The sequence below is a fragment of the Salinivibrio sp. PR6 genome (assembly GCF_001995955.1).
GTDB classification, from domain to species: Bacteria; Pseudomonadota; Gammaproteobacteria; order Enterobacterales; family Vibrionaceae; genus Salinivibrio; species Salinivibrio siamensis.
Genome location: NZ_MUFA01000007.1, coordinates 1 through 13,382, shown reverse-complemented (window position 1 = coordinate 13,382; position 13,382 = coordinate 1). Strand labels below are relative to the sequence as shown.

Annotated in this window: 13 protein-coding genes; 6 read left to right on the top strand and 7 right to left on the bottom strand. The window is 41.8% G+C overall.

All coding sequences use genetic code 11. The features are described from left to right. The 5 genes from BZG72_RS07340 (at position 1) to BZG72_RS07320 (ending at position 4,270) form a co-directional block, all read left to right on the top strand. Positions 1-1,131, top strand: coding sequence for a DUF3103 family protein (locus BZG72_RS07340; RefSeq protein WP_077666466.1), 1,131 nt, complete (start codon positions 1-3; stop codon positions 1,129-1,131). 744 nt (positions 1,132-1,875) lie between these two features. Continuing rightward, complete coding sequence (locus BZG72_RS07335; RefSeq protein ID WP_198930059.1) at positions 1,876-3,147, top strand: hypothetical protein; 1,272 nt, start codon at positions 1,876-1,878, stop codon at positions 3,145-3,147. 4 nt (positions 3,148-3,151) lie between these two features. Continuing rightward, complete coding sequence (locus BZG72_RS07330; RefSeq protein WP_077639370.1) at positions 3,152-3,505, top strand: hypothetical protein; 354 nt, start codon at positions 3,152-3,154, stop codon at positions 3,503-3,505. A 10-nt stretch (positions 3,506-3,515) separates the two neighbouring features. Continuing rightward, the gene (locus tag BZG72_RS07325) at positions 3,516-3,923 is read left to right on the top strand and encodes a hypothetical protein (RefSeq protein WP_338013102.1); all 408 of its coding nucleotides are present in this window, start codon (positions 3,516-3,518) and stop codon (positions 3,921-3,923) included. Positions 3,924-3,925: 2 nt separating this feature from the next. Further along, complete coding sequence (locus BZG72_RS07320; protein ID WP_077578677.1) at positions 3,926-4,270, top strand: hypothetical protein; 345 nt, start codon at positions 3,926-3,928, stop codon at positions 4,268-4,270. Between the two features lie 909 nt (positions 4,271-5,179). On the opposite strand, the gene BZG72_RS07310 is transcribed toward BZG72_RS07320, so the two are convergent. From BZG72_RS07310 to BZG72_RS07285, 6 genes are all read right to left on the bottom strand, one after another. After that, positions 5,180-5,842 carry an ion transporter gene (locus BZG72_RS07310; RefSeq protein ID WP_077666464.1) on the bottom strand — a complete coding sequence of 221 codons (663 nt, stop codon included), beginning with the start codon at positions 5,840-5,842 and terminating at the stop codon, positions 5,180-5,182. 409 nt (positions 5,843-6,251) lie between these two features. Beyond that, positions 6,252-7,253 (bottom strand): hypothetical protein, encoded by a 1,002-nt coding sequence (locus BZG72_RS07305; protein WP_077666463.1) that lies wholly within the window; start codon positions 7,251-7,253, stop codon positions 6,252-6,254. Between the two features lie 27 nt (positions 7,254-7,280). Further along, complete coding sequence (locus tag BZG72_RS07300; protein ID WP_077666462.1) at positions 7,281-7,637, bottom strand: hypothetical protein; 357 nt, start codon at positions 7,635-7,637, stop codon at positions 7,281-7,283. Between the two features lie 148 nt (positions 7,638-7,785). Further along, positions 7,786-8,538: a hypothetical protein gene (locus BZG72_RS07295; RefSeq protein ID WP_077666461.1), complete on the bottom strand. Its 753-nt coding sequence runs from the start codon at positions 8,536-8,538 to the stop codon at positions 7,786-7,788. A 104-nt stretch (positions 8,539-8,642) separates the two neighbouring features. Next, positions 8,643-9,254 (bottom strand): hypothetical protein, encoded by a 612-nt coding sequence (locus BZG72_RS07290; protein ID WP_077666460.1) that lies wholly within the window; start codon positions 9,252-9,254, stop codon positions 8,643-8,645. A gap of 78 nt (positions 9,255-9,332) precedes the next feature. Then, positions 9,333-9,935, bottom strand: a complete 603-nt coding sequence (locus BZG72_RS07285; RefSeq protein WP_077666459.1) for a hypothetical protein — start codon at positions 9,933-9,935, stop codon at positions 9,333-9,335. A 938-nt stretch (positions 9,936-10,873) separates the two neighbouring features. Between BZG72_RS07285 and BZG72_RS07280 the strand changes: the two genes are divergently transcribed. Then, a complete protein-coding gene (locus BZG72_RS07280) occupies positions 10,874-12,241 on the top strand; it encodes a tyrosine-type recombinase/integrase (protein WP_077666458.1) in 1,368 nt (455 codons plus the stop codon). Positions 12,242-12,385: 144 nt separating this feature from the next. Here the strand turns inward: BZG72_RS07280 and BZG72_RS07275 are convergent, their stop codons facing one another. Then, positions 12,386-13,177 carry a metallophosphoesterase gene (locus tag BZG72_RS07275; RefSeq protein WP_077666457.1) on the bottom strand — a complete coding sequence of 264 codons (792 nt, stop codon included), beginning with the start codon at positions 13,175-13,177 and terminating at the stop codon, positions 12,386-12,388. Positions 13,178-13,382: the final 205 nt, after the last annotated feature.

Sequence of the window (13,382 nt, the reverse complement as noted above, 5' to 3'; positions counted from 1 at the left end):
ATGAAGAAAAATACGCTCATTGCCCTATTATTGGCTGGCATCACCCAAGCTTTGACTCCCGCTTTTGCGGCCAATGCCGATAATTCAGTGGTTGATATAAAACGCGACACCGCCAAACAACTTAGTCAAGATTATGCGCTATTAGCGCCTGTGCTCCACCGTAGCATTAATGCCTATGGCCTGAATGCGTCGCTACAAAGTCTCACCCAAACGCGTGCACATCAGCTTAATGATCAACTGCGCGCGGCCGACCGTGCCTTGCGAGAGGCACAAGGGGTCGAAGAGGTCGCCGAACAGTTGCTTGAAGTGCGTCTGGCAGACCCCAGCATGCTCGCACGCTGGCAAGCTGGCCAAGCCCCACTGTTTGCCTTTGAGCCAGCAGGCGATGATAAAACCTGGACCCAGATTGAAGCCTACGACACCAACGGCAAGGTGCACTGGCTAGACGTTCATCAGTTGCCTGACCGTCCTATTTTGGTAGTTGATGCCAATGGTGAAGCCTCACTTAAAGCTGGCCTAGAAGTGATGCGCCGCACCCTGGCCGAGCAAGCCCCAGCGCCCCGTATGCGTCGTCACGCGCCAATGATGGCACAAGGGCCGGCCGAGCCCATTGACACCACAGTGCTCAAATCAATCCGCCTTGAAGACGACCAAGAGCCTTGGATCTCCGGCGCGGCCGAGGTATACGCGATTGTCACCGGCGTGAACCCCAGCCGTGACGAGCCCACGCTAGATATTGTCGATATGCCTTATTTGGATTACGACCAAACCACCTATCACCCTAATCAAGTGATGATCCACTGGGAGCGTTATCGCTGGGGCGCGGCGGACGTGATCTTGATGGAGCAAGACGACGGCACCAACTACAAAGAATTGGCCTTGAAGTTAAACGAGGTGGCGAGCGACATCATTGCCGCCATTCCAGATTTAGAGGTGCAAGCCTATGGCGTGATCACCAAGATCACCGGCAAAATCATTGAAGCCATCCCCGACGGCTGGCTCACCAACGATGATGACTTTGTGGATGTGTACTACACCCTACTCAAAGACCGCGAATACCGCGACCACCCCAGCGCCGGCGGCAACACCACCGCCACCTGGGAACCACTGACCATCGAACCGACAGAATAATGATGGACTGGGGATAGAAAGCCAAAACGCAGCCATGGGGCTGCGTTTTTTGTATGTGTTTTTTTACTCGTTCCCACGCTCCCGCGTGGGAATGCATACGGAGTTCGAACTATGGGCAGAAGCCATTACAAAACCATCAAGCCGCAATTATCGAATTTGATTGCTCTGCCTTTGCTGAACTGTTCCCTGTTCTCACACGCTCTAACACCGTGGCCAATTTGAGGCAGCCACAACACTTCTCCACATTTATTGCAATACAGAGCATCATTATAAGTCGTCCACATGTGTATACGCCGTAGCTTTGGCTGATTATTAAAGGCCCGATCAATAAATCTATTGGACCCAATTCACGGTTTGGTCAGAGTTAACCTAACGATGACGACAAAAGTATCCAAAAATCTAGCTTGCGGAGTAGAATGCATCGCCATGATTATTGACTGGCGGACAATGCAGTGGGTTACAAAGTAATTCGACTGACCGAACTCATGGCTTATGAGTTTGGGCAAGTAGAGGGCGATACTGAGGCGCTTCTAAGAGGCGTTTTTGATAGGGATGTTGACCATTTAACATATGTCCAAAATATTACGCACCAATTTATCGTCTCTGTAATGATACGATGCGCATATTCATTTCAACTGCGTGGAAAGTGATATGAGCTTACCCGATATCTTTGACCCTTCTAAGCCTCATCGGTGTCCTTTGATGCATCCCAACCCGTCAGTGTGTCGTTGTACGAGTTGTGAGATGGCTAGGCAATCGGCCGCGTCAAAGGCGGCAGTAGAAAGCGCGACGGCTAGCAATTTTGCGCCCACCGGCTCGTTGATGCCAGTAAAAAACGAGGTAAAGGAGCCCGTCGCCACCAAAGAATCTCCCAGAGAAAAAGTTGAAAGACAGCGTAGAGAGCGGCTTCAAGAACGAGAAAAGGAATGGCAACAGCTTCAAAATAAAGTCAGCTTTGAGCTAGGTTGGATGCAATCACCGGTTACTCAATCACAATCTGCCTTGTGGAACAGTCTTTTTACCTCTGAAACCACCACAGAGCAAAAGCAAACCATCAAGCAGTGTAATGCACACCTCAATGAGCCTGTGCGTCAGGGTGAGATTGTTTTACTGCCAACAACGAAACCAGAAAAACAACACGAGCAGGAGTTACTCGATAAGTGGATAGAAGAAGCCAAGATCGCCAGTGCTGAATTAGGCAAACTTCTGGATGAGGAAGTGGTCACGCTTAACCGTCACTTTGAGCTTTTTTCTCATCAACTAGATGAAAGAATCCGTAAAGATGGATTGCCAACGGATTATTACGCTCAAGTGGCGACGGGCGTTGGGGCAACGTCTGCGCTTGTCCAACAAAACTTAAAGAACATTCAAAATGTCCTGTTAGAAATAAATACTCTTTATGCTTCTCAAGTGGCTATGGCGAGCCGTACTGGAGGCATGAATTACGGCGCATTTGTTGCTGACCGTGCGGCGTTGTTTAAAAAGCTTGATGGCTCTTTTGCAATACTCTCCAAGCGTAACGTTCAGCTCCCTGTTTACACGCAAATCAAGCGTAATCTAAAACTCTCCACGAAGTCTGTCATTCATAATGCGGATGAAATATTAAAAACAGGCTTTGTGAAAGAGTTGGGCAAGCGTATTGGCAATATAGCGATAGGGATTTCCGCCGCTAGAGGTTTGGGGTATGTCGGGCTAGTGCTCGGTTTTGCCAGTGGTGTGGATAATGTCTATGAGGCGTGCAAGGTCGATGGAACGGGAGATTGTGGTCAGACAACAACCCGTGAAATTGGCGGGTTTATTGGTGGTATATCTGGGGGAGGGGTTGGTAGTGCTGCGATGACTTCTGGAGTATTACTTGTTCTGGGAGTGATCGGTGTAACTTCTACCCCTGTACTTGCCATTGCTGCAATAGGCTCTTTTGTTGTTGGTGGTGCTATTGGTGGAATTGCTGGTTCAGCTACAGGAAAGTGGGGGGCGGACTTTATATATGAGAGTGCAGAGTCAGCTTTGAGGTAAATCTATGTTGGATTGGCTAGTAGTTATTTTTGGGGGGTATGCCCTTGTTTGGTCTATTCCCGCTGTAATTATGGTGGCTATTATTTCATTGGGAGATCCTCAAAGAATCGTTTTTATAGATCATCAACTTTCTAAGAATGTGGATAAATTGCATGCGAATAAGATGTGCATGCTATCTGCTTACATCAATGCAAGACTGTTTCATTATTGGGTGAAATATCCATTTATTCGTAAGCGTGCAACCACTGACTCTATTAAGTTTAAAATATTTATGTGGGGTAATTCAGTAGGAACGTGGAGTTGGATAATGGTTTTCTTTCTCGCCTTCCTTGAGAAAGGCCTAGGAATTTCATTCTGATTTAACTTAAATGGTTAAGTTTGAATCAGAGACGAAAGAGTTGGGCAAGCGTATTGGCAATATAGCGATAGGGATTTCCGCCGCTAGAGGTTTGGGGTATGTCGGGCTAGTGCTCGGTTTTGCCAGTGGTGTGGATAATGTCTATGAGGCGTACAAGGTCGATGGAGCCGGAGATTGTGGTCAGACAATAACCCGTAAAGCTGGTGGGTTTATTGGTGGTATATATGGAGGAGGGGTTGGTGGTGCAGCGATGACCTCTGGTGTATTACTTGTTCTAGGAGTTGTCGGTGTAACTTCTACCCCTGTACTTGCCATTGCTGCAATCGGTTCTTTTGTTGTTGATGGTGCTATTGGTGGTATCGCTGGAGCAACTGCTAGCAAATGGTTTGTAGATGAAATGTATGCTTGGAGTTCTTAATTATGATTAAGGATGTAGCATTTTTTTTCTTTTACTATGCCATTGTTTGGTCGGTTCCTGGAGCAATTATGAGTGCAATGGTTTCTTTAGGTGACCCTCAAAGAATCGTTTTTATAGACAACCAACTCTCTAAGAATGTGGATAAATTGCATGCTAATAGAATGTGTATGCTTTCTGCTTATATTGGCACAAGGTTATTCCATTATTGGGTAAAATACCCATTCATTCGTAAGCGTGCAAAAACTAACTCCATTAAGTTTAAAGTGTTTATGTGGGTTAATGCACTAGGTATGTGGAGTTACATTTTATCTTTTGTGTTAATGGTGATTGGTAAGTATTTAACTTAAATGATGGTTGACGTAACCGCATAAGATCCTGTTCTGGCGGTTGCCGGTGGCTTGGTTAGTGGCGTAGCTCTGAGGAATCCTCTGATGATTTAGATAAAATCGTCAGGGGATTCCTCAGAGCTCAACTGCGACAGCATCAGATTCCAGTTTCGTATCAATGTGTCAACTTGCGTAACAACCAGAAAGTCATGCTTTTTATTATATCAAACCCTTGAATAAACCGAGATTAATATATAAAACTGCATTTCCGGCAGTGTCGAAGAGTACATAAACAAAGAGAGGTTCAATGACTTTAGTGTTAGCTCTATTTTTTAGGGAGAGGGAGCTGGGATGTTAGACATGAAACAATGTGTGGGTGTGTTTTTTTTGGTGTGGATGTTCGTCTATTTTTACCACCTTATCATTTACTCTTTAGGCGATAAGAAGCACGTTAATGATTTAGTTGATAACTTAGCTAAAAACCCAGAAAAATTTAAGAGAACAAATAACATTGCTATGGTTAGCATAGGTGCTGGTGGTGTATTTTCATACTTCTGTCTAGTTTATCCATTTGTTAGACACAGGCGAAGGAACAAAAAAATCATTAATGATGTGTTCATGTTGTTGAATTGGTTATTTTTTATGGCTGGCATTTATATTTATTTCTTCGCAGATGTATAACTAGCCAGAGGAGGTTCATGGTTATGTGTCTACGATTCACCACAGAACCACATAATCGTCGATCCGTACTTAGAAGTGTCTATTAAACCTCTAATCAGATGACCAAACTCACCGATACCTATACACACGCTGAAAAAATATCATAGGCAGCGCCTAACTATGCGCATTCGAGCTATTTACTTAATAAAGCAACGGGCTTGTTCAACACCCAAATAAAGTGTCGGCTTCGCGACACTTATTCTTATTTTTTTAGCTAGTAGCGTTCCCTTTGAACTCTACTCTTTTCTGCACCAACCAAGAAATTATGATTCCATTGAAATATGCAAATATCAAAAGGCCGATCTTATTTAGTAGAAGTGTCATTATTTGACCAGCACTTGTTAGAGCCAGTGTCACACTAATTTTTGCATTCATAATATTAAGAAAAGCCCACCATAAAGCATCAGATGCAGTACTAAGTTCAGCATTAACCTCTCGTTCAAAATGTAATATTAATCCTGAACAAACTGTAAACGAGAAAAATGAGACTAAGAACACGAACACTGTAATGCTTTGGACACGACTAGTTCTTACTGATTGATAGATATACCTTATTGATTTCAAAGAGCGTAAGAAACGAATAATCCTAACCATTTTTGCCAAACGGCCCCATCTCAGAGTATCCAAAGTTGGAATAGAAGCCACCAAATCTATCCAACCCCATTTAAGATATTGTTTCTTACTTTCAGCAGAAAAGAGATTGACAAAGAAATCCAAGAGGAAGAAAAAGCAAACCACTAAGTCTATACGTCTCAGCACCGATTTAATTTCGTCATCTTCAACAACAAACATTTCTAATGTTAGCGCACACAAAATATAGACCGACATTGTCAACATAAACACTTGGTAAACTGTATTCCCTCTTTCAATCATTTTCACTTCCTTGTAACTTGTTGATGTTAGCTAACACCGAGGTGATGTGGAAATTTAGGAGCATCAGCGAGCTATATTTCCCATAGCAAAGATTAGTTATAGACTTTCATCTTAGTACTCATTTTCCAACCTGGCTCAACTTCACCAAACTGTACTGACGAATTGTTTTTGCCATCTACAAACACTTAATCAACGTATCAACGATACCTAGCAGTGTTTCTATACAAATAGTTACTCAGTCCTCAGCTGAGACTATGTGATTACGATGCACAAGTTGGCGGAGCATTGTCCAACGTGAAATCGATGAACAAGGTCATAGGACTCTATATGCCTGTTAGTTACCTAGTTGATAATCGGAGCAATTCAATTGGGATCAGTGTGTCAGGTGACTAATTTGTTAGCTGATGGATTATGCGCAATCTAGCGCCTCTGGATCTATACGTTCAACTATCTCGAAGCCCTTAGTTTTTTTGAACGACATATTGTGTTTAAAGTTATCCATAGAATCTGATGGGTCAATAGCTCCTAAATTAAGGCGTTCAATTGTGCTACGAGACACTGCGACTGACAGAATTGGAGCCTCCTCTAAGTGACCTGTCTGGGAATTAAGCAAGTCGTCTATAGCCGTGACAATAACAAGGTTGTCGGGAATAGCTGAAAAAAGCTCATTACCTACCCGTAATACACAGCTACATACATAATCTTGATATATTTCATTAAACCTTCCCTTTGGCATTTTTCTAACAGACAGCTTGCCGCTCTTTAGTAAACTTTTCGCTTCGGATGGAACTATCTCAGTTCCATGAACATTAATTGTTGCTTCTATAATTCCATTGTCGTGGACAGAAATTGATAAACTCGAGCCTAGATTTGATATTTCTGAGAATGGCTGGAGGTTGTCAATTGCTTCAATTTTTGCCTCTGCCTCGCCATCCAAAAGAGCTTTAGCTATAGCTACACTTTCTTTCCATTCCTCTGTTTCTTTCTCCCATTTTGAAACGCTAGCTTTATAGTTAGCCTGATCTTTTTTAATAGCCACATCAACCTTTTGGGAAAGCAATGCTTTTTTCTTCTCCTCCCGTTTGAAAAGACGATCTATAAATCCAGGCTTATAGGATTCTAAAGATTGACGTGCTTCCGATTCATTATCATTTTTTCTTTGAGGTTCGATAGGTTGAGTAGATGAAGAAATTTTAATCCAGTCTATTGGTGGGGTACATTCTTTGTGGACTGATTGGATTACATCAATATGATTTTCATAGACTTCCACTTCGTAAGCAGCCTGCTCTAATTCTTGCATTTTTTTATATTGCTTATGCTGCCTTTCAAGATCCCTTTGTCTTCTTTTCGCATCTCGTTCCGCAGCACGAACTGCTGCACCGATTGAACGAACTGTTCCTTTCCACCCCATCGTCGATATCCCTCTTATTAGTTACAGCTAACGCCTTGCTAACAATGACACCTGCTTTAACAGATATAACGAAGACTCAAAGTCATGAGTCACCATATGAATCGGCGTAATATCCAAAATGTAGCTTGGATAGTAAGTACTAAATGTAACCCCCACAAAAACTAACATTAGGCCTTTACCTATCCTAGAATCAGGTCTTTGAAGTACATAAATAAACAATAAAAGGAAACCAGCATACATGCCTAGTATCGCTAACCTTTTAGTCCCTCCCAAAAACTTAATAAAAGTAGATTCACTGCCGTCTATTTTTAAAAAAACAGCACTGGTATAAAGAAAGGAAAATCCCATCACTGCAATAAAAATACTTCTAAATATTACTTTCATACTAAATCTTTAGACTTCCATTTAAAGTTAAGCGAACGGGTGAATGTGGAGCTCTGCGGAAAATTCGTCCAATTTTAGATGCTCAGAGACGGCGTAGTGTGGGGTGAAAACCTCGCCTAGAATTAGTGATTGATCACATGCTCATTTGTTAGCTTTTTACGTTAACATGGTACTCTTTACCATCGAGATTTATTACTGTTTCGATGCCTTCATTCATTAACTCAAGTGCTAAGTTATATGGCTTAGTTTTATCTTCAGGCAAAAATGAAGCATAAACATCAATCCCCCCATAGAAGCGCATATGTAACAGATATATACCGTGTTCGTCTGGCGCAACAAATTGATAGTAAAAGACGTCTGGATTTTTACCACATCTCTCAACATCTTTTAAATCAATAGCCGCTCTATCTTTAATGAACTGAACAAAGTTATTATTACTCATATCTTTGCTATGCAGATACCCCATAATTACCTTAACTTGTCCTTTGAACCGTCTTTCAAAATGATGAAAATGGAGTCCATACGCTATATGAGTAAAACAGTCGTTCAATCTAACATGGTCGAATGTTCCCCAAATAACTTCAAGAAATTTATTATCTCGCTCCAATTTGTAGTGCTTACGTTTTGTAAATGCGGCGTCTAATAAGCGATTTGAAGAACGCCTAATTGCACGGTTTACTTTAGAAAACTTGTGTTGGAAGCCTATAGAATTGTTGCCAAATATTCCTGCCAGACTAACCATAAGAAATTCATCATCTTTACTCTTTGCACTATTGTGGACGTCACAACTAGGCACAGTGATTAAGTGTTGCCTTAAATTTATTCCTTTTACATCTTTAGATTCGGGGAATATACATTTAGGAGGAACATGCTCACTCGATACAGCAGGTTTCTCACACATATAGCAAGTCTTCATTATCAATCTCAAACTCCAAAAAAAGCTAACACCAGTGGTAATGGGCGGCAACGGAGCGCAACGTAGTTGGCGTCCCGTTGACCACCTTGTTAAGCACGCTCCACACGTTCCGCGACAGCGTAGAATGAGCACTCAATCACTTGGATTAATATGGAGCTCATTCCAATCAAAAGCTCCCGTTGGGCTTCAGTAAATGCCTTTTGACCATGAAAAAGGTTACACCGAGCTTGGTATATTAGAGTTAAAGTGCTTTTCACACAGCCACCTATAGCCTTGTCTACTAAAACGAGATCTTTCTCAGTGTCAGGTTCTCCAGTTTCATGGTTTTCGTGCAAATAAAGCATTCCATTGCGAATTGCATCGTGGATATATTCAAGTCCACGCATCGCCTCGGCATCTCCTTGGATGTGAGCTCTTAATCGATGGTGACCAACAAAAACCGTAATCCCCTTGGTTGCTGATATTTTGTCGGGAGGCGGTGCAAAAACTCTGGGCCCACGCCTTTTAATGAACGAACGATAAATAGGATGACCTCGATGGGCTAGAGTTCTCCCCGCTTCTTCATACAGCCGGTTAAACACGACCCACAAAGTAAAAAATCTATCAAAAACGCCTTCCAGTGGCTCAGTGTCTATTCGTTCCGCTTTTCGTAGCCAAGCAGTACAAAAACTTTCTAGCGCTCGAAAATTCAACTCTTGCATAAACTAATCGTCTAGATGCTTAACGCCTTAATCAGCCGACGCGGTAGCGGTCGGCTGCATTAATTTGTTATATCATAGTTAGCCAGTCAACCACGACAGGGTTCTATCGACTTGCTCTTCTACATTCTCCCCATACAACTCTCGAATTTCTTCGTATTGCCTAGCAATAATGAGTATGTCATGAAAAATATTGCCTAAAGTTTCCCTATTAATAATTGATAGAATGTTTTCGTAAAATAAAATTTCGTCCTCTGGCTCGAGATAAGCGATATGAACCAACTTTTTATCTACCCAGTCCTTAATAACTACTTTTAAAGATTTTCCTTCAACAACTTCTCTATCAAAGAATTCATCAATACCTTCAGCATACTCACCGAGATTCCTAGCCCGGTACGTACTTTGCAAAGTACCATTAAATCTATATCTAGGATTTTCTAAAAATAATGCCCTGCAATCGACTAGAATGGAATTAACATAAATATTGTAATCAAAATCGTCTAAAATCTCATTAGTCAGGAGCTTATGTATTTTTTTTCTCAGACCAACAAACCTTATATAGAACAACTCTTCTATTCGATTCTGCTTAAAGAACATCCCTTTTTCTATAAACTTCATAACATCATCTTTGGTCTTTAATTCTGGAAAGTAGATATTCTCAAAATCATCTAAATTCTCTGACATGCTTACCTCATGATATAACATTGTATTAGTGCTCATGCGCGATTTTCCCAAAACCGTTATCCGCACTCTCTTCTACCTAACTAACTGTTACCAATAGAATTTCTCACTTCTAATGGATACTACTTTCCCGAGAAAGTGAGCATGCCGCCTATCACTACTCAGGTATTCACACTATCCCCAAGTATCAAGCTGTAACCGCATGACTTATCGACTCTTTTAATCATCCGTTTTGGGATAGTGTGAATCGGTCACGGATAAACGCGCACGCTTTTGGCAGTCTCTAGCTGATAAGCTGGTTAAGCATCCAATGTTTAGCCATGCTACCGCCGATCAGTTGTCGGCACCTAACACGCCATCGAGTTGGTAGATTTTGGGCTAGTGTATCAAGGGCTGTTTTGGTTTTCGTGCGCTATTGTCCAAAGTGTTAGATAAGCCATACTTTGTGAGATGGATTCAAAAGGCGGACTGTTCGAAAGCTGTGCTTAAGCGAGCTATCACTGATATCGAACTTGAGAATGGGTATGGCAGGTGGGGAGTGCGAATCAAAAGGACGTTTAACAGCGATTAATTTGCTACATATATGCTACACAGCAAAATAAAAAGCAAAAAGCCTGAGTGGTTACTAACCTCTCAGGCCTTTCTATGACTGGTGGCCCCTCCCAGACTTGAACTGGGGACCAATCGATTATGAGTCCTACCAGATTCATTTTTATGAGTATGCAAAGCTTATTAATCTCCCGTAAATTCAGAAGGTTACAGGTTTTCCTTTGTTGCGTTAGTTTGCATTGATTTCCATGTCACCTTTCTCTTGTCTGACCCATTACCTGACCTAGCTTTGCTTAGGAAGGAAATCTGTCAACATAATTTTTGGCTGCTTTTAGGTTATATCTATTTGCCTAGAAAGTTAACTTCGCCGAAAAAGACAAGAGCAAATCAGAATGTTAACTGTTACTAAAATTCAATCCGCGACTAGTAGTAAAAATTCCTATTATCTCTGGGATCAATCAGGTCAACGAGGTACAGGGCGTTTGGGAGTAAAAATTTTCACTAGTGGGAAAAAGCAGTTCGTTTTTCGCTACTACCAGCGACAGAAAGAAAAATTTATCTCTATCGGTTTATTCAGCACACGTGCTGGCAGCATGACTCTTATAGAAGCTCGCGAGAAAGCCCAAGTCTTCTCACAACTGTTGCTCAACGGAAAAGATCCTAAATTGCATCTTGAACAACAAGAGCGTGAGCAGAAAAAAATTGATACTGAGAGCAAAAGCTTAGGAACCATTGATGACCTATTCCATAGCTATACTGAGCGGATGAAAATAGATGGAAAGAGAACGTATGAAGAGGTCCGAAATGCACTGGTACGAGAGTTCTATCCATATATAGACAAAAACACCAAGGCGTGTGATGTAACGACGGATGATATTAAATACGTTATTAGTAAGATGATCCAGCGTGGAGCTATCACTCAGAGCAATCGAGTACGTAGTTATGTGATGGCGGCGTTTAACCATGCTATGCGCTTTGATAACGATCCACGCTACTTCTCTTTAGAGTCGAAATTTTCCATAAAATACAACCCAGCAGCACCAATTCCAAAGCAAAAAGATGGTGAGCGTATTGGTGAGCGATTCCTAGAATGGCGAGAGTTAAGACGCCTGCTAAAAGACCTTCGTGAAAACTATGATGTTGTGCCTGTTGGACAAGATTTGAGGCACTTACTTCAACTGTGCATCTATCTAGGGGGGCAACGACCATATGAAGTTATTACCTTAGAATGGTGGAATGTTGATTGGAAAGAAAGGTTTGTCTGCATTACCAAAGAGCGTTCTAAAAACAAAAAAGATCATATCGTACCGTTGAACGGATTGGCTTTTGAAATACTTCAGAAACAATACGAGCTTTCTGGTGGTGGACGATATGTTTTTCCAAACCCCAAAGATGCAGAAGAACCCATGAAGACTAGCTCCATTTGTCGTGCAGTGACTCGTTATCGTGATGCTGTGGGGTTCGATAAGTTTGTACCTAAAGATTTGCGTCGAACATGTAAAACTTTAATGGGAGCATGCCGAATCAGCAAAGAGGTTAGAGATCGTATTCAAAATCACGCCTTGCAAGATGTGAGTACACGTCACTATGATCGCTATGACTATTTTGACGATAAGTTAGGTGGGCTTGAAACCTGGGGCAGTAAATTGAAAGAGTTGATTGGGTATGTTCCACCAGCGTTGTCAGCTGTACCTTCCGCTGAAACGTTACCTTTTCCAGACATTAAAAGTACTCAGTCGCTAAGAGCTAATCTTAAATAAAGATTGTTGTTGAAAGTCCCACTGGGGCTTTCTGTTTATTTTGTTACTAACCTAGTTTTTGTCTAGATCATACAGGTGATCAATGATCACAGTGAGAAAGCCCTAACGGGCTTTCAGATGCCAAAGTTTGTTGCTGGCTAGCTCTTATAGGTAATAAGCTTTGTTAGTAAGTAACCCATTGGTTAAGCGGACAGAACCCTTGGGGTTAGAAATAAATGTGGTCCTACCGTCAGCAATGACTTTCTCTACAGCATCATGTTGATGTCCTGCCACCCAATACCTAGCTCTTGAGATCAACTCATTACTTAGCCCTGCATGGTAGTAAGGAGCATAAACACTGTTGGCATTTTCTTCTACGGCGAAAGCTTCTTTGGAAGGAAGATGATGTGAAACAACAAGATCCACTTTTTCTGGGAAATCATTAACGAACGCTTTGTGCTGCTCTTCAATCATTTGATGGCTTATGTACTTTGTATCATTCATCAGTTCTGAGTACGCATCAATCAGTGCAGACGAGTATGTGTGAATAGGAAACCAAAGAGTTCCCCCATAAATGCTATATCCATCTAAATCTATTGACTCATTATTCAAAAAGAACAGGTTTTCAGTTGTATCACTATGAGCCTTAAGCTTGGCTATTACGGAACCCCTAGAATCTTTGAGAACGTCAGAGTTAGCACTAGATTTGCACCCAACGGACGTACTTCTATGGCGGTAGGATTTACTCTTATTGCTATACCATTCATGGTTTCCTGCAATCATTATCACAGTCTTAAAGTGGCGGCAAAGTACATTCTTCACATACGCCATGCCTGAGAGGCCGTTCGCTGTGTCACCTGCAACGACTAAAGTGGCTTCGTTATCGAAGCTATACCAGAAATCACGGCGTATTCCGTGAATGTCGAGATGCAGATCGGAAACAACGTAAAACTTCAAACTATCATGACCTTAAAGTTGATTGACTGCTCCATGGTACAGGGTTTTTTAGATTATAGAAGTGAGCACATACGCTAAGTGCTTTAACATCAGTAGCTTAAAGTGAAACTTCCATGGAAGACAATGATTGGACGCTTTGTTTGATTTTTCGGCACTAAGATTTAGACACTAACTTTTAGTGTCTAAATCTTAGTCTAAATCTTAG

Coding starts and splice junctions, on each gene's coding strand:
- BZG72_RS07335 (WP_198930059.1), top strand. CDS start 1,876: ATGGCTAGGCAATCGGCCGCGTCAAAGGCGGCAGTAGAAAGCGCGACG.
- BZG72_RS07340 (WP_077666466.1), top strand. CDS start 1: ATGAAGAAAAATACGCTCATTGCCCTATTATTGGCTGGCATCACCCAA.
- BZG72_RS07290 (WP_077666460.1), bottom strand. CDS start 9,254: ATGCAAGAGTTGAATTTTCGAGCGCTAGAAAGTTTTTGTACTGCTTGG.
- BZG72_RS07285 (WP_077666459.1), bottom strand. CDS start 9,935: ATGTCAGAGAATTTAGATGATTTTGAGAATATCTACTTTCCAGAATTA.
- BZG72_RS07330 (WP_077639370.1), top strand. CDS start 3,152: ATGTTGGATTGGCTAGTAGTTATTTTTGGGGGGTATGCCCTTGTTTGG.
- BZG72_RS07325 (WP_338013102.1), top strand. CDS start 3,516: ATGGTTAAGTTTGAATCAGAGACGAAAGAGTTGGGCAAGCGTATTGGC.
- BZG72_RS07305 (WP_077666463.1), bottom strand. CDS start 7,253: ATGGGGTGGAAAGGAACAGTTCGTTCAATCGGTGCAGCAGTTCGTGCT.
- BZG72_RS07300 (WP_077666462.1), bottom strand. CDS start 7,637: ATGAAAGTAATATTTAGAAGTATTTTTATTGCAGTGATGGGATTTTCC.
- BZG72_RS07295 (WP_077666461.1), bottom strand. CDS start 8,538: ATGTGTGAGAAACCTGCTGTATCGAGTGAGCATGTTCCTCCTAAATGT.
- BZG72_RS07320 (WP_077578677.1), top strand. CDS start 3,926: ATGATTAAGGATGTAGCATTTTTTTTCTTTTACTATGCCATTGTTTGG.
- BZG72_RS07280 (WP_077666458.1), top strand. CDS start 10,874: ATGTTAACTGTTACTAAAATTCAATCCGCGACTAGTAGTAAAAATTCC.
- BZG72_RS07310 (WP_077666464.1), bottom strand. CDS start 5,842: ATGATTGAAAGAGGGAATACAGTTTACCAAGTGTTTATGTTGACAATG.